The 22,300-nt window shown below is 39.3% G+C and carries 19 protein-coding genes; 9 read left to right on the top strand and 10 right to left on the bottom strand.

The window, feature by feature from the left end; translation table 11 throughout:
* Window positions 1–65: 65 nt before the first annotated feature.
* Window positions 66–1,124, top strand: coding sequence for a 23S rRNA (adenine(2503)-C(2))-methyltransferase RlmN (rlmN, locus tag AAHB15_RS07425; RefSeq protein WP_342042099.1), 1,059 nt, complete (start codon window positions 66–68; stop codon window positions 1,122–1,124).
* Between the two features lie 84 nt (window positions 1,125–1,208).
* Here the strand turns inward: rlmN and fabF are convergent, their stop codons facing one another.
* The 4 genes from fabF to AAHB15_RS07445 all read right to left on the bottom strand — a co-directional run bounded on the left by fabF (window position 1,209) and on the right by AAHB15_RS07445 (window position 5,216).
* On the bottom strand, window positions 1,209–2,453 hold the full coding sequence (gene fabF, locus AAHB15_RS07430; protein WP_342042134.1) for a beta-ketoacyl-ACP synthase II: 1,245 nt from the start codon (window positions 2,451–2,453) through the stop codon (window positions 1,209–1,211).
* Between the two features lie 194 nt (window positions 2,454–2,647).
* On the bottom strand, window positions 2,648–3,760 hold the full coding sequence (locus tag AAHB15_RS07435) for a cupin domain-containing protein (protein ID WP_342042100.1): 1,113 nt from the start codon (window positions 3,758–3,760) through the stop codon (window positions 2,648–2,650).
* 17 nt (window positions 3,761–3,777) lie between these two features.
* On the bottom strand, window positions 3,778–4,266 hold the full coding sequence (locus AAHB15_RS07440) for a DinB family protein (protein WP_335574179.1): 489 nt from the start codon (window positions 4,264–4,266) through the stop codon (window positions 3,778–3,780).
* The gene (locus tag AAHB15_RS07445) at window positions 4,266–5,216 is read right to left on the bottom strand and encodes a fumarylacetoacetate hydrolase family protein (protein WP_098532207.1); all 951 of its coding nucleotides are present in this window, start codon (window positions 5,214–5,216) and stop codon (window positions 4,266–4,268) included. The genes AAHB15_RS07440 and AAHB15_RS07445 overlap by 1 nt, the downstream gene beginning before the upstream one ends.
* Before the next feature lie 249 nt (window positions 5,217–5,465).
* On the opposite strand from AAHB15_RS07445, the gene AAHB15_RS07450 reads away from it, so the two are divergent.
* From AAHB15_RS07450 to AAHB15_RS07470, 5 genes are all read left to right on the top strand, one after another.
* Window positions 5,466–6,233 carry an IclR family transcriptional regulator gene (locus AAHB15_RS07450; protein ID WP_335574178.1) on the top strand — a complete coding sequence of 256 codons (768 nt, stop codon included), beginning with the start codon at window positions 5,466–5,468 and terminating at the stop codon, window positions 6,231–6,233.
* Window positions 6,234–6,597: 364 nt separating this feature from the next.
* Complete coding sequence (locus AAHB15_RS07455; protein WP_335574177.1) at window positions 6,598–8,055, top strand: aryl-sulfate sulfotransferase; 1,458 nt, start codon at window positions 6,598–6,600, stop codon at window positions 8,053–8,055.
* Window positions 8,056–8,069: 14 nt separating this feature from the next.
* Window positions 8,070–9,095 (top strand): ABC transporter substrate-binding protein, encoded by a 1,026-nt coding sequence (locus AAHB15_RS07460; RefSeq protein WP_342042101.1) that lies wholly within the window; start codon window positions 8,070–8,072, stop codon window positions 9,093–9,095.
* A 353-nt stretch (window positions 9,096–9,448) separates the two neighbouring features.
* Window positions 9,449–10,222 (top strand): ABC transporter ATP-binding protein, encoded by a 774-nt coding sequence (locus AAHB15_RS07465; RefSeq protein WP_335574889.1) that lies wholly within the window; start codon window positions 9,449–9,451, stop codon window positions 10,220–10,222.
* Window positions 10,223–10,309: 87 nt separating this feature from the next.
* Window positions 10,310–11,062, top strand: coding sequence for an ABC transporter permease (locus tag AAHB15_RS07470; RefSeq protein ID WP_335574891.1), 753 nt, complete (start codon window positions 10,310–10,312; stop codon window positions 11,060–11,062).
* 67 nt (window positions 11,063–11,129) lie between these two features.
* Here AAHB15_RS07470 and hpaB read toward each other — a convergent pair whose 3' ends face one another.
* From hpaB to AAHB15_RS07500, 6 genes are all read right to left on the bottom strand, one after another.
* On the bottom strand, window positions 11,130–12,590 hold the full coding sequence (hpaB, locus tag AAHB15_RS07475) for a 4-hydroxyphenylacetate 3-monooxygenase, oxygenase component (protein ID WP_335574888.1): 1,461 nt from the start codon (window positions 12,588–12,590) through the stop codon (window positions 11,130–11,132).
* Window positions 12,591–12,855: 265 nt separating this feature from the next.
* Complete coding sequence (locus tag AAHB15_RS07480) at window positions 12,856–13,692, bottom strand: RMD1 family protein (RefSeq protein WP_342042102.1); 837 nt, start codon at window positions 13,690–13,692, stop codon at window positions 12,856–12,858.
* 184 nt (window positions 13,693–13,876) lie between these two features.
* Entirely contained in the window at window positions 13,877–15,331 is a 1,455-nt protein-coding gene (locus tag AAHB15_RS07485) for a glycoside hydrolase family 1 protein (protein ID WP_342042103.1), read from the bottom strand.
* A 142-nt stretch (window positions 15,332–15,473) separates the two neighbouring features.
* On the bottom strand, window positions 15,474–16,232 hold the full coding sequence (locus tag AAHB15_RS07490; protein WP_342042104.1) for a MurR/RpiR family transcriptional regulator: 759 nt from the start codon (window positions 16,230–16,232) through the stop codon (window positions 15,474–15,476).
* 155 nt (window positions 16,233–16,387) lie between these two features.
* Window positions 16,388–18,307 (bottom strand): beta-glucoside-specific PTS transporter subunit IIABC, encoded by a 1,920-nt coding sequence (locus AAHB15_RS07495; RefSeq protein ID WP_342042105.1) that lies wholly within the window; start codon window positions 18,305–18,307, stop codon window positions 16,388–16,390.
* A 346-nt stretch (window positions 18,308–18,653) separates the two neighbouring features.
* On the bottom strand, window positions 18,654–19,241 hold the full coding sequence (locus AAHB15_RS07500) for an NAD(P)H-dependent oxidoreductase (RefSeq protein ID WP_335574883.1): 588 nt from the start codon (window positions 19,239–19,241) through the stop codon (window positions 18,654–18,656).
* Window positions 19,242–19,358: 117 nt separating this feature from the next.
* Between AAHB15_RS07500 and AAHB15_RS07505 the strand changes: the two genes are divergently transcribed.
* The 3 genes from AAHB15_RS07505 to AAHB15_RS07515 all read left to right on the top strand — a co-directional run bounded on the left by AAHB15_RS07505 (window position 19,359) and on the right by AAHB15_RS07515 (window position 22,268).
* Complete coding sequence (locus tag AAHB15_RS07505; protein ID WP_335574882.1) at window positions 19,359–19,790, top strand: MarR family winged helix-turn-helix transcriptional regulator; 432 nt, start codon at window positions 19,359–19,361, stop codon at window positions 19,788–19,790.
* A gap of 155 nt (window positions 19,791–19,945) precedes the next feature.
* Window positions 19,946–20,557, top strand: a complete 612-nt coding sequence (locus tag AAHB15_RS07510; protein WP_342042106.1) for a hypothetical protein — start codon at window positions 19,946–19,948, stop codon at window positions 20,555–20,557.
* 13 nt (window positions 20,558–20,570) lie between these two features.
* Window positions 20,571–22,268, top strand: coding sequence for a GMC family oxidoreductase N-terminal domain-containing protein (locus AAHB15_RS07515; RefSeq protein ID WP_342042107.1), 1,698 nt, complete (start codon window positions 20,571–20,573; stop codon window positions 22,266–22,268).
* Window positions 22,269–22,300 lie beyond the last annotated feature (32 nt).

The raw sequence follows: 22,300 nt of genomic DNA on the forward strand, positions 1-22,300 counted from the left end.
CTATTCAATTCATTATAAAGCAATTTTTATGTTAAAAGGATGTTTAATGAAAAGAGGGGTACGTAATGAATAAAGAATCCATATATGGATTAACTATAGATCAATTGACAGCATGGCTGATCGAGAACGGCCATAAAAAGTCGAGGGCACAACAAATTTGGGAATATCTTTATCAAAGGCGCGTTACATCTTTCTCTGAAATGACAGATGTTAATCAGGCGTGTGTTCAACTCCTGTCAGACAACTTTGTGATCCAAACCTTACAGGAGCATATTAAGCAAGAATCAGCCGATGGAACGATTAAGTTCTTGTTCAAATTGCAGGATGGCAACTTAATTGAAACGGTTTTAATGCGCCAAAAATATGGCCTTTCGGTTTGTGTAACCACGCAAGTAGGATGTAATATAGGATGCAGTTTTTGCGCGAGCGGTTTATTAGCGAAAAGCCGGGATTTATCCAGCGGAGAAATTGTCGAGCAGATTATGAACGTCCAACTGCATCTGGACAAAAAAGGCCAAGGAGAAAAGGTAAGTCATGTGGTCGTAATGGGAATTGGTGAACCATTTGATAATTTTGAAAATTTATTAGACTTTATCAAGGTGATTAAGGACGATAGAGGGCTTGCAATTGCTTCTAGACGTATCACCGTATCAACCAGCGGTCTTGCGGACAAGATTGTTGAATTTACAGACAAACAATTGCAGGTAAACTTGGCTGTCTCCTTACATGCGCCAAATAATGAGCTTCGCTCTCGTATTATGAAAATAAACCGTGCCATTCCCATTGAAAAACTCATGAAGGCGATGGAGTATTATATAGAAAAAACAAATCGTCGAATTACGATTGAATATATTCTGTTAAGGGATGTAAATGATCATAAGCAAGAAGCCGAGCAGCTTGCCTCACTTCTTCGTCCTCTAGGACAACAGGTCTATGTGAACTTAATACCTTATAATCCAGTGGATGAACATAGTCAATATCAAAGAAGTGAACAGGAGTCGGTTCTCTCGTTTTATGATACGTTGAAAAAAGGCGGGGTTAATTGCAAAATCCGCCAAGAACATGGAACAGACATTGATGCCGCGTGCGGACAGTTACGAAGCAAACAAATTAGAAAAGTATAAGCTCAGTAATCTTAAAAGAAGGTATCTAAAAGATTTTTAGATACCTTCTTTTTTTACCTTTTCCTTCAGAGGACCCATCTATTGTTATTCAGTAAATTTTTTAAAAATCAATGTGGCATTATGTCCGCCAAAACCTAATGAATTTGATAGGACCACTTGTACATCCTTCTTCTTCGCCTTATTTGGTACATAATCTAAGTCAAGTCCCTCATCTGGTGTTTCATAATTAATGGTTGGAGGAATGATGCCTTCCTTGATGGCAAAGAGAGATAGAATAGCCTCAATTGCTCCGGTCGCGCCCAATAGGTGGCCTGTCATTGATTTGGTCGAACTTACCGAAAGCTTATAAGCATGTTCTTTAAACACTTCTTTAATCGCTAGGGTTTCGTATAAATCATTATAATAAGTGGATGTCCCGTGTGCATTGATGTAATCCACTTGCTCCGGTGAAATCCCGGCATCTGCTAATGCGAATTTCATTGCACGCTGGGCGCCCTCTCCATTTGGCGCAGGGGTTGTAATATGATGAGCATCACCTGTAGCCCCATAGCCAATCAGTTCTCCATATATGTGGGCACCACGGGCCAAAGCATGCTCTAATTCTTCTAATACGATAATTCCAGCGCCTTCGCCAATCACAAATCCATCGCGGTTCTTATCAAAAGGCCGGCTTGCTGTGTTGGGATCTGGATTCTTTGAAAGAGCAGTCATATTAGAGAAACCAGCAACAGTCATCTCCGTAATCGTTGCTTCTGTACCGCCTGCTACCATCATATCCACATCACCCTTTTGAATCACACGGAATGCATCACCGATGGAATTGGCCCCAGACGCACATGCGGTCACCGAACAATTGTTCATTCCTTTTGCTCCAAGTTCTATGGAAACTTGACCTGCCGCCATGTCCGGAATAAACATGGGAATAGTAAACGGATTTACCCTTCTTTGGCCTTTTTCAATAAATTTCCGATGCTGTTCCTCGAATTCCCCTAAGCCGCCAATTCCAGACCCAATCCAAACACCGATGCGTTCAGGCTGAATGTCCACACCGATCTCAATGCCTGCATCCTGAACGGCCATTTTACTAGCAGCAACAGCGAACTGACTATAACGTCCCATTCTTCTTGCTTCTTTTTTATCCATAAATGCTTCTGGCTTAAAGTCTTTTACTTCAGCAGCAATTTTGACATCTACTTTATCTACATCAAATATAGTTGCAGGACCAATACCTGAAACCCCTTTTTTAATGTTATCCCATGTTGTAAGAGCATCATTCCCTACAGGAGTAACGGCTCCAATACCTGTAATCACTACTCTATTCATTTTAATGCTCTCCCCCGCCAATTTAATTAAATCGCAAACGAATCATCTGCATTTCCTTATATTTTAACTAATTCAGGGGGTTTAGGGAAGCACGGGGACGTTTCTCATACTTCCGGAGCATGAGGAACGTCCCCGTTCTCCCACATCTTCCCAAAAGAAAAGCCGTTCCTTCTATATAAATGAAGGAACGGTTTTTCAAATTAGGCCAATTTTGGTTTAAATTCACCTGTGATGGTTTGATGGCCTTTATTTTGTTCGTATGCTTGTGTTTGTTCGAGGTCAAATTGTTCCATAATTGGCAGGTCACTGACTGAGAACAGGTACGAATCTTCATCGGCAACATGCTCATGCCATGCCCAGTTTGGAACTACAAAATAATCTCCTACTGACCAATCAAAACGAACACCATTAATGACACTGTAACCAGAACCCTTAAATACATTATAAATCGTCGCATGGGTGTGGCGATGCGCTTTGGAATGATATCCTTTCGGAAGCTTCTGCATCCAGGATGCAATATTTTTATTCGCCGTTTCACCTGTTGATGGGTTAATGTACTCTACAGCATAACCATCATATTGGTCAGGCTCATATCTGCTTAAACCTTTAATGGCATCTTCTGTTTTGTTCCATTTATATGAACCAAGCGGAGCAGACATTGGATAACGGTCAGCGATTGGTCGAACCATTCCTCCCTCATAGCGATGTGAAGAGAAGTTATCAGGGACTTTCGGTTCTTCAAGTTTCTCTGGATAAGGCTCAAAGAAGGTACCACCCATGGAATAAATTACTGGAATATCAAGAACATCCATCCAAATCATTGGTTTATCACCGATATGACCATGACCGTGCCAAAGATTCTTTGGTGTAATTAGGAAATCTCCTTCTTCCATAAAAATCCGCTCACCTTGCACAATTGTATAAGCACCTTCACCATGCGTAATAAAACGAAGTGCCGCTTGTGAATGACGATGTGATGGGGCTTTCTCTCCTGGCAAGATCAATTGTGCTGCTGCATAAAGGGTTTGTGTAGTCGAAGCCCAGCCCCACGGCTGCCGATACGTTAATCCTGGGTTTTGGAAATAAATCGCTCTTCTTTCTCCACCGCGATCAGGAGTAAAGATGGTGGAAGCCTCCATTAATTTTTTATAAATCACTTCGCCTTTCCACAGATAAGCCTGTGCCTGAGGTTCTGGCTGTTTATGCATTAATGCCGGGATTGCCTCCCAAAGCGGTCCTAGATTATATTGTTCAAGATCTTTATTAAAGTCCAACACCAGTTTACTACCCATAAATTCTGTTTTCTCAGCCATTAAAAACCCTCCCCTTATTAATCTAGTTTCGATAGATTTCGTTGGATTTGTCCAAAATGCTTACTCGCATGCTCCACAATTAAGTGGTTCACTATAAACGAGATTGGTTTTGTTCCAAAATTAGGATTACGGCTCGGTGCTTCAGCTGCTAAAGTATCGCTATCTAAGCTGCCGAGTTCTTCTCCCACTTGATCTTTTAATCTAGTAAGTTCGTTAACGATTTCCTCCACACTCCGCTGATCCGCAGCTGCAACTGCATCAAGACGTGCTTGCTGAAGGTGATTCCTTCCCCATTCTGCTCCCGGATTCGCTTTTAAATAGTTGATTTCACCAATCCAATAAGGAACAGCTTCTAATACATGACATAAGATTTCCATGATGGACCATTCTTCTTCACTTGGTTTCCAGCGAATGGTTTCCTCAGAAAGGGCGTTGGTTGTTTTAATCATTTGATCTAACGATTGTTGAACCGATTCGATAGCTAGCTGAATCGTAGTCGATGTCATTATAATTTCACCTCAACAGCCACTTTTTTGACCGTATTTTCTAGTGAACCAATTTGATCAATTTCGATTTTGACGACATCGCCATCTTTAAGGAAGGTCTGCGGGTTCATCGCAAACCCTACTCCGCCTGGGGTACCTGTTAAAATGACATCTCCTGGTTCAAGAGTCATCAAGTTAGATAAAAATTCAACTAAGTATTGAACAGAGAATACAAGATTAGCAGTATTCGTATGTTGTCTTTCTTCACCGTTCACTGTTAAAACAACCTCTAAACCAGATGGGTTTTCTAGTTCATCGGTTGTAATAAGCCATGGACCCATTGGGGCACTTCCCTCAACTGTTTTTCCTTGAAGCCATTGAAGAGTCCGGCGCTGGATGTCACGGTAAGTAACATCATTTACAATCGTGTAACCGGCCACATAGTCTAAGGCATCTTCTTGTGATACATTTCTTGCTCTTTTGCCAATGACAAAGGCAAATTCTGCCTCATAATCAAGCTGCTCTGAAATTGGGAAGAACGGGATATCATCTTCGGGACCAATAACAGTGTTAGCAAACTTTGCAAATACAACCGGATGTTGTGGAATTTCACGTTTCATTTCCAAAATATGTTCCCGATAATTATGACCTACGCAGATCATTTTCCCTGGATTTGGAACAGGCGCTTCTACTTTTACCTCATCTGTGGACAAGACAAGTTTGCGGCCTTTGTCTTCTTTATTCTTTAGGGCAAATTGAATCGCTTCCTCAGCTTTCGCTAAACTTTCCTTGCCTCCTTGTAGAAGACCATTCATGTCTGAAGGAACATATGCTTCAGCAATTTGGCGGTAGCGAAGTTGCCCCTCAGATTCTAGCAATGACTGGTAAGCTAAATTTAAATCAATTACATTATTTCCTTCTACTGCTCCTACACGTGAAACTCCTTCTCTTGAAAACGTTATCAATTTCATCTTCGATTCTCCCCTTTTGTTTTTATGTGTCATTTCATGTTCTTTCATTGCGTAGTAATTTTATATTCATTGTATCCACTAATAGGATACAATGGTCACTATTATGATAAAACAGTATTCTGACTATTGTCAATATTAACATTTAAAAAATAAATTTTGGAGTTAATCTTAAGTCTCTCTCTTTAAAAGTAAGATGGAGTTTGTTATTTTAAAACATATAAACTATCGGTAGATGTATTGGAGGGCAATATGGAAAATGTTAAAAAAGGGGCTACCATTCAATCCTTAGAAATTGGCATGGGGATTATTGATTTAATTGCTAAACATGGAAAGCCAATAAAATTTTCTGAAATTCAAGAGCTTTCACAGACAACAAAGAGTAATCTCTATAAATATCTTAATACCTTTACTCAACTGGGAATTCTCTATCGGGATAAGGGGTCTGGTGCTTACTTACTTGGCAGCAAATTAGTGGAATACGGCATGGCGGCGGTTGACCAGGAAAATGTCCTTGATCGGATTACACCTTACTTAGAACTGCTTAATAGCAAAACTTCCAGTACGGTGTTATTTTCTATTTGGACCAATAATGGCCCGATGGTTATTAAGATGTTTAATGTAAGCCAAGGCTTTAATATTGGGGCAACCATTGGAACGCTGCTGCCGCTGTTTTCTGCTGCCGGTAAAATTTTTACAGCTTTCTCGAATGAGGATATTATTCAGAGCTGGAAAGAAAGTGAAAGTAAAAGGATCCCCCAAGAACAGCTGCAGCAACTGGAAAAAGAGATATTGAACATTAAGGAAAAGGAAATTGCATTTGCAAGAGAACCGCTTGTACCTTCCGTCTCCTCTGTTTCTTTTCCCGTTTTAAATTACAAAAGGGATCTTTTAGGTGCGGTGGCGATTGTTGGTTTCTCCGAGCAAATACCGAAAAGCGAAACCGATCCTCACAGTGAATTTATTTTGGAAGTAAGCCGGCAGATATCAGAGAGCTTTGGCTACCAATCAGTATATTAAAAATCACGAAAATCACGGGGACGGTTCTCTTGCTTCCCCTTTGCTTCCCTCTCAAAAAAAATAAATAAACTTCATTAAACCTACTTGATTAATCGGAATAATTAGATTAAACTTACAGGTAATAGAAGATTTCTAATACTGTAATAGAAATATCCGATTGGTCGACCAAAGGATACGGAAATGATTTTTTCATTCATTTCTGTATCCTTTTTTATTTCTACAATACAGGAGGAGTCTTGTAATAAATTAACTAGTTAAATAGCAAACTTATCCGATTGGTCAACCAAAGGATATAGAAATGATCGTTTCCTATTCATTTCTATATCCTTTTTATTTATTAAACTAAAAAACAAGGAGTGTTAATATGGGTCATCCATCTATTTATCCAACAGGAGCAACCGTTTATAATCCTCAAAAAGCCTGGAGCGGCTATACCATTTTTCAAGCAGCTGATCATGGTGCCTTATTAATTGATATGAATGGAAAGGAAGTTCACTTGTGGAAAGGTCTGCGGGGATTTCCGAATAAGATGCTGCCGGGCGGTTATGTTTTGGGGCATACGAAACAAAGAGATCCTAAATATAGTTTCCAAGATGAAGCAGATTTGGTTCAAGTCGATTGGGACGGAAACATTGTCTGGAAATTTGACCGGATCGAATACATAGAAGACCCAGGTCATGAACCACAATGGATGGCGAGAGCTCATCATGATTACCAGCGTGAAGGCAATCCGGTTGGCTACTATGTTCCAGGATTGGAATCGAAAGTAGACAGTGGAAAGACGCTTATCTTGGCTCATAGAAACGTCCATAAACCTGAAATCTCTGACAAACCACTACTAGATGACATTATTGTCGAGGTCGATTGGGAAGGAAATATCCTTTGGGAATGGGCGGTTAGTGATCATTTCGATGAGCTTGGATTTGATGAAAGTGCCAAGAATGTACTCTTCCGTGATCCGAATTTAAGAGGCTTTGGAAATGATACAGACGGAGATTGGATGCATATTAACTCCATGTCTACGATAGGGCCTAATAAATTTTACGATCAAGGAGATGAGCGCTTCCATCCAGATAATATTATTTGGGATGCTAGAGAATCAAATATTATTGCGATTATTGATAAGAAGACGGGAAAAATCGTTTGGAAACTTGGACCGGATTATTCAACACCAGATGTGAAACATATCGGATGGATTATTGGTCAGCACCATGCCCATATTATTCCGCAAGGCCTGCCGGGTGAAGGCAATCTCCTTGTATTTGATAATGGTGGCTGGGGTGGTTATGGTCTTCCGAACCCTGCATCTCCCTATGGTTCGAAAAATGCTGTTCGTGATCATTCAAGAATCTTAGAAATCAATCCTGTCACGCTTGAAATTGAATGGCAATATACACCTACGGAAGCTGGATTCCAAGCTCCATTAGATTCATACCGGTTTTACAGCCCTTATATCAGTTCCGCCCAAAGGCTGCCAAACGGAAACACGCTGATAACTGAAGGAGCAGACGGCAGAATATTTGAAGTCACACGTGAACATGAACTTGTTTGGGAATATATCTCCCCTTATAAAAACGGTCGAAACTCGAATATGGTCTATCGTGCTTACCGCCTCCCATATGAATGGGTGCCACAGCTTGAAAGGCCAGAAGAAAAAGAGATTGTGCCTCTCGATGTGGCATCATTTAGAGTACCTAATGCGGCAGGTATCGGCACCGATTCAATCGTTGCGGTTGCAGGTACTGAAGAATCCTACGAAGAAGGAGCACTTTGCGTCGCAAGAATAGATGAAACCATTAAACTCCAATCAAATAAGAGCTAAAGGGGATGATGATAATGAAAAAGAAAAAATTAAAATCTTCTATTATCCTATTTTCGTTATTTAGTAGTTTACTAATAGCTGGATGCTCTAACTCCTCGAAAGAAACTTCGGGGCGTACAAAAGCAGCCGGAAGTGAGACAAACCCCATTCGAATGGCCATTGATACCGCGGCAGGCGGATCACTTCAATTTAGGCAGGCAGAAAAACAAGGATTTTTTAAAGATTCAAACGTAGATGCTAAGCTCTCTAATTTTGCAATGGGTGTAGATACGATCAATGCCGTTTTAACAGAACAAGCAGATACGGGGATTGCGGCTGATTATGTTGCCATTAATTCATTAGCAAAAGGAGATTTGGTCATAGTAGCTACCCTTACGAGAGGAAATGATAAGACTTCAAAGGCCAATCAACTGCTTGCGAATGGCAATATTAAAAGCGCAGCTGATTTAAAAGGGAAGAAAATAGGAGTCAATAAAGGGACCGTTAATGAATTCGTTTGGGCACAGTATCTGAAAGCCCATGATTTAAGCGAAAAAGATATCACCTATGTGCCTTACAGCACACCTGATGAAGCCATTGTAGGGGTGAAAAAAAGAGATATTGACGCGGTATGGGTGAGCGGTGCCCTTTTAGAAAAATTTAAAAGTATTGAAGGTGTCCATCAAATTGATGACTTAACTGGAGCAGGCATAACAATTGATAGTTACCTTCTTGCAAAAAAGGCATTGGTTAAAGAAAACCCTAAAGCGGTTGAAAATGCATTAAAAGCTCTAAATGAAGGAGTCCAATATGTCCAAAATCATAAAGAGGAAACAGCAAAGCTGGCCTTTGAACAATTGAAACTGCCAGAAGATGGTGTATTAAAGGATCTTGATAGAAATAATTATGTACTTGGCTTTACCAAGGAAGATGCTAACCATCTAGAGGAAATGAAAAGTTGGATGGAAGAGAAAGGAATATTAAGTAAGTCATTTAGTTTGGATGATAAATTAAGTTTAGAGCCGCTTAAAAAGGCATTACCTGAGTCTGTTAACTATTAAGAAAAGCGCAAGCGCCTTGGTCAACCCCGATATAGGGCGACTTGTCGACTGGCCGGCGAAAGCAGGGTCAAAGACTAGTCGCCCTTAATGCGTACAGAAAGCGATAGCTTTCTGTAGCCAAGCATAAGACGAGCCGGCCGAAAGGTTGCTTTTTAACCTTTTGGACGGATTGTTCTAAATGTGGAGGCGACTGTCCTGGGACTCTAGCCTAAGACGTACCCTGCAAGAAGGCGCTTTTTGCCTTCTTCAGGGGGTGGCTTAGGCTTCGAGTCCCAAGGAGCCGCAACTGGATAAGCTGTAGACCATCGAGGGGCTAGGCGCTGGAGCTAGACAAAGAAAAGGAGGAGGACCTTATGAACACGGCCCTTAAAGAAATTGAAAAATCCTCAGTGATCTCCATTTCTGGGTTATCTCAATCGTTTAATGGTAATTCTACCTATATTTTAGAGAATGTTCATCTAACGATTGAACGCGGTGAATTTTATATCCTGCTAGGTCCCAGCGGCTGCGGGAAGTCAACACTACTTAGCATTATTGCCGGATTTATCAAAAATACAGCTGGAGAGGTATTAGTTGATAATGAAAAAGTCCATAAACCTGGAAGAAACCGAGGCGTTGTCTTCCAGCAAGCTGATTCTGCCCTATTTCCTTGGTTAACCGTTAAAGAAAATGTGGAGTTTGGACTAAAGATGGAGAAGGTTCCAAAAACAATTCGTGAGCAAACGTCCTCTTCCTTCATCGAACTTGTTGGCTTAAAGGGGCATGAAGGGAAATTTCCAAAGGAACTCTCAGGAGGAATGAAACAGCGGGTCCAATTAGCGCGGGTCTTAGCAAATGACCCGGATATATTACTAATGGATGAACCTTTTGGCGCCCTGGATGCAATGACCCGTCGAACGATGCAGCAAGAATTGGTGAGAATTTGGAAAGAGACGAATAAAACGATTATCTTTGTCACCCATGACATTCAAGAAGCCCTTTTACTTGGTCAAAGAGTTGGCGTCATGTCTGTTGGTCCATCATCTAATATTTCTACTATCTATGAAATTCCTTTAGCTTATCCAAGAGATTTTACAGACAAAGAATTTCATCATCTTTATCAACAGATCCAATCACACTTTGATTAAAAGGAGGGAAAAGAAGTGTACGCACAAAGAAATGAAATAAAAGGAAATCAAGCTTCCCTGCCGAAAATTCGATTACAGTTTTCCCTTATGAGAATGGTCTTAAAGAGCGGCGTGCTGGGGTGGTTATTGGTTATTTTAATATGGAGCATTGCCGCGGCGCTTTCCGATCCTCAGTTTTTGCCCAGCCCATTAGTTGTTTGGCAAGGAGCGGTGGATCTTAGTAAGGATGGCTCATTATTCACTTTCATGGGGGCCAGCTTTTTGAGAGTAATTATTGGCTGGGCTCTTGGGAATTTGATTGCCATCCCGACTGGTTTATTAATTGGCCGCTTCTCGGCACTTAGAGTGCTGCTGGATCCAATTATTAACTTTGTCCGCTTTATTCCTCCCCTTGCCTTTATTACCTTATTCATGCTTTGGTTCGGAATTGGCGAGCAATCCAAAATCTTTCTAATCATGTATGCCACCTTTTTTATCGTCATCATCAATACGATTACGGGTGTACTTTTTGTGGAAGAAGATAAAATTCGTTCCGCTAGAAGCATGGGGGCGTCCGAAGTACAAATCATGTTCCATGTCATCATTCCAGCTTCCCTTCCATATATCTTCACTGGAGCTAAGCTCGCAATGGGCTCCTCTTTCATGGCCATCGTCGGAGCTGAAATGGTTGCGGCGAATGAAGGAATTGGCTACATGATTTGGAATGCCAGGTTGTACTTTAAAACTGATTGGATTTTCGTTGGTCTCGTAATACTGGGATTAATGGGGTTTATTATGGATAGGGTCCTTACTCTATTTGGAAAATTTGCTTTAAAACGATATAACGTGGTCAAAAAATAAATGAGCACGAGTTTGCACGGGGACGGTTCTTATGCTTCCGGAAGCATGAGAACCGTCCCCGTGCCTTTCATTTTGCATCACTCTTTATATTTAGATTTAAGAATTCACTTACTCTTTTAACATAGTCATCATTTGGATATGTCCTGTACAAATTACTAGATAATCGAATAGGGTCACCAAAAAAGTATCTTTCATAATGGGTTTGCCTTGTACCAAATGAGCTCATGGTAAGATCCCATGCCAAGCGGAATAATTTGACTCGGTCCTCTGCATTCATACATTGTGCTTGTAGATATTGGTCTAGATCTGCCCTAATTTCAGAATCAAAGGATTTCTCAGTTGGGATTGAAACCATTCCACTGGCCCCCACTAATTGGATGATTTCGCAAAAACGGGGATAAATTTTAGGAAAAGTGTTACAGGCGATTTGTAACGGAACCATACTAGGACGCATAAACCCCCACTCATCTATTTCTGCATCGTTTTCTGCCTTCTCTACTAATGCTTTCATTGTTTCAAGACCAATTATGATTTCAGAAAGTTTTTCTTGTATATGTTGATATTCACTAACATTTATAGCCTTAACAAGAAGTTGAGCTACACCGAGAATAAATTCTGTTTTTATTATTTGTCTTGTCACTACTTGATGGTAAGCAAAGGTGTGAAAGGAGGTTCGACTCATGAAATCAGTAGCTGCTTCCACATTATCGTAATAAAATACTCGATCCCAAGGAACTAAAACATTATCAAAAACAACGATTGAATCCATTTCCTCATACCTTGAGCTAAGCGGATAATCAAAAGAGGATTCTCCACCTACAAAGGATTCTCTGCAAATGAATTTTAATCCCTTCGTATTAGATGGGATAGAAAAAGCGAAGGCTTCATCAGGGTCAAGAAATAGTCTTGGCGCAGTAATAACCAAAACTTCATCCGTTAAACCGCCTTGAGTAGCGAGTAGACGTGCACCTTTTATCACAATCCCTTTTTCATTTCTATCAATAACCTTAGCAGAGATTGGCTGCTCGGAAAGTTCCAAATAGCCCTGGGATCGATTTACCTGGGGAGTTATAAATGTATGGGTAAACGAGAGGTCTTGATCCATTGCTCGTTCATATAGGGATTTAATATTTTCAGGAAAGCAATTTTTTCTATCATTTAAAAGGGAGGCAGAAGAGGCAAAGCTCATTACAGCTGTGTTCATATAGTCAGGACTTCTTCCCATCATTCCATGAGTGATTCGCGCCCAGTGTTCGATCATCTTTCTTCTTTTCTTTAAATCCTCTTTTGTTTTTGGCTGCAAATAGGAGATTCCAATCGGTTCTTCTTTATCTGGTAAAAAGAATGTCATCTCTTCTTTTAACTCGGGTTCATTTTGCAAATCATACAAAGAAGCCTTTGTCTTAAGAATCCCTTTAAAGGCAGGATGTTCAGATATTTTCCCCTTAATTTTTTCACCATCAAACCAAATTTCATTTTCCAACTTATTTAAACGTTCAATAAAATCTTTTCCGTTTATCGCTCCCATTTTCCCCCTGCTCCTTCTGTTGAATACTCCGAACAAATTGTACTAGCTCAGCTAGTTTTATTTTATTGAAGGTATTGGATGCTTGTTCCTATTGGAAAAGCCTTGTTTTAAATTAGAGAAAATACCCAATTGCTTGGAGAACACGATTATGTACTTGAACCAATGTCAAAACCCCTGCTTTTTCCATGGTAAGCAGGGGTTTGGGTATTATTTTTGACAGGTATTCGATATTAGGGTAAACAACGAAAGAGACCAAAACAGGCTCTCAAGGGAGCCAACCCATAATCTGTAAGACCGTTATTACGATTTCAATCACAATAAGAATTACGACAATCCATTCTACGAACAGTCCTCGAATTGAATGGCTAATGGTGGAGAAACCATCAATGATGTTATATAAAATTTCCGTTTTGCTTTTTAAAATTACATGGCGGTCGTTCAATTCAAAAAAATCCATCATTTTGTCGTAAAATTCGTTGGCATTACTGCTCGTCCAAGTGATATCTGGCTTATCCAAAATCATGATATAGGCTAAGGTGTTATAGTCATGACGTAGAATTTTTGCGGTCGTCCTTGCCAATTCTTTGTTGCCTATTCGCAGCTTCCCTTTTTCCAGCCGGTCAATCATGGTTTCGAGCCTGTCGTGAATGCCCTCTAATTGTTCCTCCGTTTTTTCAAGAGCAACCGATTTTGCAAGAACAGTAGAAATTAATTCAGGGTAAAAAGGCTCGTATTCAGGTACAACTACATATTCGTCGGTCAATTCAAGGGCTGCTTTTTCATTGATATGAAGACTATAATCGTCCGAATACCTGCCTATGTTTTTCAGATCCATTTCCGGCTCGAAAGTTTGGAGGTAGTTTAAAAAAACCTTGATCTCATCGTCCGTCGAGTGATTAATAAATACAACACATCCAAACGAAAAAACCAGAACACTTTTCGATTCGTCCACTTCTTTCCCTAGAATGGTTTGGAGGATGCGTCCTCTCAGGATTAAAGGTTCTTCCCAGGTGAACTTCTTTGGAATGCCGCATTGTAAAGCAATTTTGTTTAGATCAATTTCGTTTGTAATTGAAATTGCTTTAAAGGAAATATCCATCATTTTTTCACTCTTTCACAGATTAGTCACTCTTTCATTTAAGTCTATTTTTCTCAACAAATCAAATACGCATGATTCAAAACAACAAAAAAATGCCTTACCCAATAGGGTAAGACACTTTGCGAGCGCGGGGACGGTTCTCTTGCTTCCAGAGCAGGAGAACCGTCCCCATGCTTCCATTCGGCAATTACAAATCTTCACCGTTAGTTTCAATTACATTCTTATACCAATGGAATGATTTTTTCTTCTTTCTTTCTAATGTACCATTACCATAATCATCTTGGTCGACATAGATGAATCCATAACGTTTAGACATTTCTGAGGTGCTTGCGCTGATTAAATCAATACAGCCCCAGCTGGTGTAACCCATCACTTCTACTCCGTCATTGATGGCCTCTCCCATTTGTTCAATATGGGCACGTAGATAATCAATCCGATAATCATCATTGATTGAGCCATCTTCTTCTACCTTATCATAGGCTCCTAATCCATTTTCCACGATGAATAAAGGTACTTGATAGCGGTCGTACATTTTCTTCAAGGTAATCCTTAAGCCCTTAGGGTCGATTTGCCAGCCCCAATCAGATGCTTCTAAATAAGGGTTTTTAATTCCGCTGAAGAAGTTTCCTCTTTCTTTTAATCGATCAGGATTCCCACTTGTCACCATCGTCATATAGTAGCTAAATGATAAGAAGTCTACTGGGTGCTGCAACAAGATTTCCTCATCACCTGGTAACATCTCAATTTGGATATTATTTTTTTCAAAATAACTTAGCATATAGCTTGGATAATAGCCGCGTACTTGAACATCTGTGAAGAATAGATTCTTTTGATCTTCTTCTAATGCCGCTAAAACATCATCTGGACTGCATGTTTCTGGATATACTTCCATACGTGCCAGCATACAGCCGATCATCGCATCTGGGATAATTTCATGACAGGCTTTTACCGCCCGTGCACTTGCCACAAATTGATGGTGCAGAGCTTGATAAACGGCTTGTTCTTTATGCTCGACACGGTCGATAAGAATCCCGCTGCCAATATACGGAGAAATGGTTGATACATTAATTTCATTAAACGTTAACCAGTATTTTACCTTGCCTTTATAGCGATTAAATACAGTTTCTGCATAATGGACAAAGTAATCGACTAAGCGGCGGTCGGTCCAGCCATTATATTTTTGCACCAAGTGAAGCGGCATTTCATAGTGAGATAAAGTCACCAAAGGCTCAATGCCATATTTTAATAGTTCATCAAACACTTTGTCGTAGAATGCCAGGCCTTCTTCATTTGGCTCCAACTCATCCCCATTTGGAAAAATACGCGGCCAAGAAATCGACATCCGAAAAGTTTTAAAGCCCATTTCAGCAAACAAGGCGATATCTTCCTTATAGCGGTGGTAAAAATCAATTCCACGGCGTTTAGGGAAGTTGTCACCCTCATTTCCTGCTAATAGCCCTTCTAATTCTTCTTCACTTCTGACATCCATTTCGATGTCGTTTTTACGCTCTTCTTTCGGGATAAAGGTAACCATATCAAAAATCGATAACCCCTTACCGCCTTCATTATAAGCACCTTCTAATTGGTTAGCGGCGGTTGCGCCACCCCATAAAAAACCTTCAGGAAAACGTCTCTTTTCCATTAGAATACCTCCTATTGTTAAATAATTAGTCTTGTCTTTTTATAAAAAAGTGATTTCATTACTATAAAGGGTTTGCTAATAAGCTAATCATACTATCAACCAACAAAAAAAACTGGTCTATTTAAGACCAGTTGAAGCCAAGTTAGATTTCCAAAAAACGCTGGTAGCGACTGAATAAGACATCGAACAATCGCAATAGGGTATAGCTGCTAACACTACCATTCTCAATTTTGCCACATTGCAAGATTTCATCGAACATTTCCAAGTTACGAAGCTCACTAGAAAAAGTAATCAGCAGTTTCTTACCTTTAGCGTTTTTGATTTTTTCACTAATTGGTAAATGATTAGAAAGGATATTTCCTTGAATGGAAATCGTTATAATCATGTCTTCATCCGATAAATCAGATAGTGCATCAATTTGTTTAAATAGATTTGTATCACATTCGCATAGCTTTCCAAGAAGGAATAGCTTTTTTTGCAATTCCATTGCTTGAACTTGATGTTTTTCAAAACCTAAGATCACAATTCTTCTCGATTTCTTAATTTGATTTGCTATCTGATCAATCTGAGACGTTGGGATATTATCTATCATCTCAATATTTTCATTTAATTGTTTAAAAAACAGCTGTGTATTTAATTCCGAATCCCCGTTTTCGTGAAAAGAGGCTCCCATTGGAACAGCAACACTATTTCTTAGATTTGAAAAATTTTTAAAACCAATCCTTTTGCAAAAACGATTAATTGTCGAAGGAGCCACATTACATGCCTCTGCAACACTTTCTAATGAAAAACTCTCTATCTTATGGATATGTTCCAAAAGACTTTTCGCTATGTAATAATTGATATCCTTATTAAGAGAATTATTTATATAAGCCAAAAGTGTATAAATCAGCTGCTCCACTTTCCCCACCTCACCTAAAAATTCTAACACACTTCACTGAACAACAAAAAATGCCTTCACCCCAAATGGGTAAGGCACTTTTGTGAAGCATGGGGACGTTTCTCGTGCTTCCGGATTCCGAAGCAGCAGAACCGTCCCCACGCTTCCTTTTTAAATTAACCACAAATCGTTAATAATGTTTCCTTCTGTTCGATTGCTTTTTTTGCTGTTGGATTAATTTCTGCGTAATCTCCAGTGTTGGTGATGATAATAGGTGTTGTTACTTCACAACCCGCTGCTTTAATTTTAGCGATGTCAAATTCTACTAATAAATCACCTGCTTTGACGGTATCTCCTTGATTGATGTGAGCGGTAAAGTGTTCACCTTCTAACTTAACAGTATCCATGCCAACATGAATGAGGATTTCCACGCCATTATCGGATGTAATGCCAACTGCATGTTTGGTTTTGAATAGTGTGGTTACCACACCGTTAACTGGAGAAACTACTTTTCCTTCTGATGGTTCAATCGCAACGCCTTTTCCCATAACTTCACTTGAAAATGCTGCGTCTTCTACTTGATTTAATGGAATGACTTTTCCTTTTAACGGACTTGCAACCTCTTGCGTACGGTTTTTATCGATCACTTTTACTGTCTTTGGTTCATTAGTTGCTTTTTCTTTATTTGCTGGATCTTTGAAACCGAATAGATAAGTTAAAACAAACGCTACTACAAAGCCTGCAACTAATGCAATGATTGCTCCGTAGAACGACATATCTAGTGATGAACCTGGTTTGATAAAGGCTGGGAAAACGAAAATACCCATTCCACCAAACATCCATAATTTACCTGCAGTAGCACCAATAATACCACCGCCGACTGCTCCACCAATACAGCTCATAATAAATGGTTTTTTAAGTGGTAACGTTATACCGTAGATAGCTGGTTCAGTAACACCGAAAATACCTGAAATGAAAGCTGGAACACTTAGTGATTTCAATCCCTTGTTTTTTGTCTTTAACATAACCGCTAATACTGCACCAATTTGTGCGAAACATACCATAACGGTTGTTGCTAGCACTGGGTCATAATGTAAAGTTGTTAAGTTGTTAATGGCGATTGGAACGAGTCCCCAGTGAAGTCCAAAGATAACGAATATTTGCCAGAATCCTCCGAGTATTAAACCGGCTACAACAGGGCTTAACTTATAAATCCATAGTGTCGCTGCACCTAGAAGAGTACCTGCCCATGTAGCAACTGGACCAATCACTAAGAAAGTTAATGGAACCATAATGATAATAGTTAAAAATGGAACTACGAAAGTTTTTACAACATCTGGAACAATTTTTTTGAAACCTTTTTCTACTTTTGCTGCAAAAAATGCTGAAAGTAAAATTGGAATAACGGATGAAGCATAACTCATCATGATAACTGGAATACCTAAGAATGTAATGCGAATATCAGACTGGAATAATGAACCTTTAAATAGTGTATAAAGCGGATTTCCTGCTGTTAACGTTGACAATGTCGGATGCACCAAGGCCGCGGCAATTGCCATTCCGATAAAAGGTGTCCCACCGAATTTTTTCATTGCTGTGTATCCTAAGAAAATTGGTAAGAAATTGAATAAACCGTCTCCTGCGATATTTAGTAAGTTATAAGTTCCTGATGTAGCTGTCACCCAGCCTAAAGCAAGGATTAGTGCAGCGAAACCTTTAATCATACCTGTTGCGGCTAAAACGCCTAGTATCGGAGTAAATACTCCAGAAATCATATCTATAAATCTAGCAAGTAATCCTGCTTTGTTTTCTTCTCCCGCATCATTATCAACTGCTCCACTCATATTCGCTACTTGTAAGAACGTTGCATAGACATCAGGTACGTGGTTACCAATAACAACCTGATATTGCCCGCCGCTTTGCATTACGGTCACAACGCCCTCTAAATTTTTGATTTCGTCTGTTTTGGAGATTTTCTCGTCCTTTAATTTAAAACGAAGTCTTGTCACACAATGAAACACACTGTTAATATTTTCTTTCCCGCCGACTAACTCTAAAATGTCCTTTGTTAATCCTGTGTAATCCTTTTTAGCCATAAAAAACACCTCCATAATTTATAAAGCCATTTTTGTATTCGCTTTCAGTCCAAGAAAAACAAAAAACCTAAACTACTCAGAATATAAGAACATAGCATTCTCATACTTTGAGTAATTTAGGTTTTGCCTGCCGGACAGTAACAATCCTAAAAGGGAATGTTTTATTTTGTTTTTGGTTTTGTTTATGCTTTGATTCTATCATGTTTAAATTAATTGTCAACGCTTTCATTTACTTTTTTTCAATAAAATTATACCGGTAATAAATACCTAGATTTACTAACTAAAGAATAGAATTACCGGTTAAACTGTATATAACAAAAAACAGATCATTATGAGGGCTAACCTCTCAATGATCTATCTTTTTAAAATATCTGTAAATCCTTTCTAGCTTCTTCATTTGATTTCCCTTAGGACTTTCCATATTTCCAAATTCAAAGAACTTCACCTTCTTGATGCCAACGAAATTGAATAAGGCTTTTTTCATTAGAATTTTATGAGCATTATGTAACCAAAGTAATGGATAGTGGGCAGGTCCTTTCATGGTTGATACACATACAACAGACTTACCTTTCAAAAGCCCTTCTGGGAAAGGCCCTTTCTTGTCTTTATATGCAAAATTGGCAGCAAATAATTGATCTATATATCCCATAAGCATTGCCGGAGGTCTCCCCCACCAAATTGGATAGATAAAAACAATCTTGTCAGCCCAAATAATTTGTTTTCTATATTTTTCAGTACTAGGCTCCTTATACATATCACGTCTGCGTTTTTGTTCGTTAAAGACCAGGAGTGGATTAAATTTCTCTTCATATAAATCTAAGACCTGCATTTCCTTAATATTAGGATTTTCATTACTACCTTTAATCACCTTTTGTAAAAATGCATAATTTAAACTTTGGTGATTTGGATATGTGTAAATGACCAGCAGCTTCATCTCGCACCCCTTACTTATCATTTGATAACTAAATTGTAGCACCCCTACATTTATTTATCAAATGATAATTGTATTTTGATAACAATTTTGTTATTTTGTTCTTAAGAGGTGAGAAAAATGGACAAAAATGCTCTTTTTTATAAACTTGTGTCGTTCACAGCTTCTGTTCATCGTGTAACAACTGAATTAACTAAAGATGTAAAGTCAGATTTAATCTCGCAAGTTCAATATAATATTCTTGAATATATTGCCGTTAGTCAACCCGTGACACCAAGTGAAGTTAGCGAGTGTCAGAATATGTCTATGCCAAACACAAGTCGTGAGCTTAGAAAATTAATGGAAAAAGGATTAATTGAAAAGGTCACTGATACCGAAGATAGGCGAAAACAATTTATTCGTCTTTCTAATAATGGAAAAAATATGATGAACGAAGCCTTCGCATCGATTGAATCTCGTTTTTTAACCCGAATCCAAAATGCTTCGAATGAGGATTTAGAGGATATTGAACGTGCCCTTGAAATACTTCAGGCTAAAGTATTTTATCAGTAAGATTAATAAGGTAAGAATGATCCCTCAATCCATTATGCTTTTATTAGAGGGAGCCGAGCTCCAAATACATATAAAAGGATTAGATATTTTCTTCATTAAGCACACATATAAATATAAAAGTGTATTTTACTAACCAAGTTAAAGAGGTGGGGTATATGGGCACTGATCCATTTACTAAGACCGTATTCGAAGCTTTTGTAGAGGCAATGATCTCGACTACTCCACCGCTTGTTCAAAAACTTTTTAACGTACAATACTTTGGTGCATCTGAATTACTCATTCATGAATACATCATCTGGACACTAGACCATTCGATTTCCCTCCTAAAAATTACAAACTACTCATTATCAAGACAAACAGCTGAACTGCTTGAATTAGCGGCCCATCAATTAGCATTAAACAGCGGGAATATCCAGACCCTTACCTTTTATAAAATTCCTAATAACATAATTTTCTCAGCCCTAACACCAGAAGACCGTTTACGCTCCGTAACTCTTTTAGAACAACTTACGATTGATCCTGCATTCTTACCATATCCTTTTAACCAGAATCCTCGTTTTGTACTGCCTGTCATTGATGTTATAAACAGGCTTGCTATGTTTAGTTTCTATTCGGAATGGTCTGGATATGGGACAACACGTTTGAACCAACCTAACAATCGGAATTTGGAGATATTCCCCATAAGTTGGATACAAGTCAAATATCCCGGCCCTTCAAAAGGGTATCATGCATTTCGGGGATACCTAGTCGATAGGTTTATAGAATAGGGGGAACCTAAGCATGTATCTTGATGCTGATGTAATTGTTATTGGAGCAGGCGGCGGCGGCGCGGTTATCGCCAAAGAACTTGGTGAAAAGGGAATATCTGTCTTACTATTGGAAGCTGGGCCCTGGTACGGCAATCAAAAATGGCCCGAACCTAACAAGCATCCTGGAGCCCTAACCAGCTCGAGCGTAGCCGATTTGAGTAAAAACATTTTGGACAAATGTTTTACCGATTATGAAGAAGACATGAATGATTTGGTATCCGGAAAATTACGTTGGGGACCTGCTGATAGGCATCAAAAGCCGTGGTTTCGGGGATTACAGCAAAAGGGATTTATCTGGCAGAATTCTGGGATAGGAGGAACAACCCTACAATACCTTGCAAACTCACCACGGGCTTATCCGATTGCAGTCGATCACGTATGGCCTATTTCCTATCGTGAATTGATTCCCTACTATGAAAAAGTCGAAGCTACTCTTCCTGTGAAACCAGCACCTATGACAGCAAAAGAGGAGTTATTTTTTTATGGAGCGAAAAAAGCAGGGTGGCCGCTATTAAAAACCAATAATGTTACAACTCCAGGATACCGTCCGCAGCCAAATGCCATTCTTCAGCCTGACCCGCAGATCAATAATCCTGGATTTGATTTTAATGAGCCACATTTAGGATGTACACTCAGAGGGCATTGTATAAATGGTTGTAAAATGGGGCCTTCCGTTGAAACTGTTGCGAAACGGTCAACATTAGTTAGTTACATACCATTGGCTCTAAAGACAGGAAATGTCGAAATTCAACCAAACACGTTTGTGACCAAGATTTTAACTGATGATGATTCCACTAGAGGACTTTCAGCGATCGGAGTACAGGTTAGAAACACATGGACAGCTGAAACAACTGAATTAAGAGCAAAGGTTATCGTTATGTCAGCTGGTGTGATTGAAACACCTCGACTTTGGCTGAATTCGAAACTACCAGATAACCCTTGGGTTGGAAAGGGCTTAACGAACCATTGGTTTGATTGTATTACAGGTATATTTGATGAGAGGGTCTTAACCAACATCTTGGGAATTTCAGAAGGATTACCGTACATAGGACAAACCTCTGGGGCAAGATTTGACTACCCTGGGCTTGGGATGCTATTAGCTTTTGGAACCAGTCCCGGTGCTTACTCTACTTTATTATATGGATCCAGCCAATCGGGTTATGCCCTCTTCAACACTCCTTCCTCAAAGGAATTAGAAGGAGTAATAACAGGTTCGATGCTAAAAAAAGTCATGTCCGATTATCCAAGGACTTTAAGTATTGCCGTAATTATTGATGATGAGGTAAATCAAAGGAATGGAATCTCGTTAGATCCCGTTCGAATGGATGAGCATGGTCATGTTCCTATCCTTAATTATAACCCTAGTAAAAACGACATTCCTAAAAGAGAATACTTAACTAGAATTGGGGCAGATATTTTAATAAAGGCTGGTGCAAAACAGATCATTCGTACAAACATGCCGCCAGGTGTGTTTATTCATATTCACAGTACCATGCGAATTGGTTATGTCACGGACACAAATTGCGAGGCACATCAGGTAAAAAGGTTATTTATTGCAGATAACAGCGTACTTTACAATAGCCTGGGCGGGCCTAATCCAACTCTTACCACCCAAGCTCTTGCCACACGTACAGCTGAAAAAATTGCAAACAAATATTTTAGTAATTAGTTAGATTAACAAATAAATGTCCTTTACTCGCC

Source organism: Bacillus sp. OTU2372 (assembly GCF_038440275.1).
GTDB classification, from domain to species: Bacteria; Bacillota; Bacilli; order Bacillales; family Cytobacillaceae; genus Neobacillus; species Neobacillus bataviensis_B.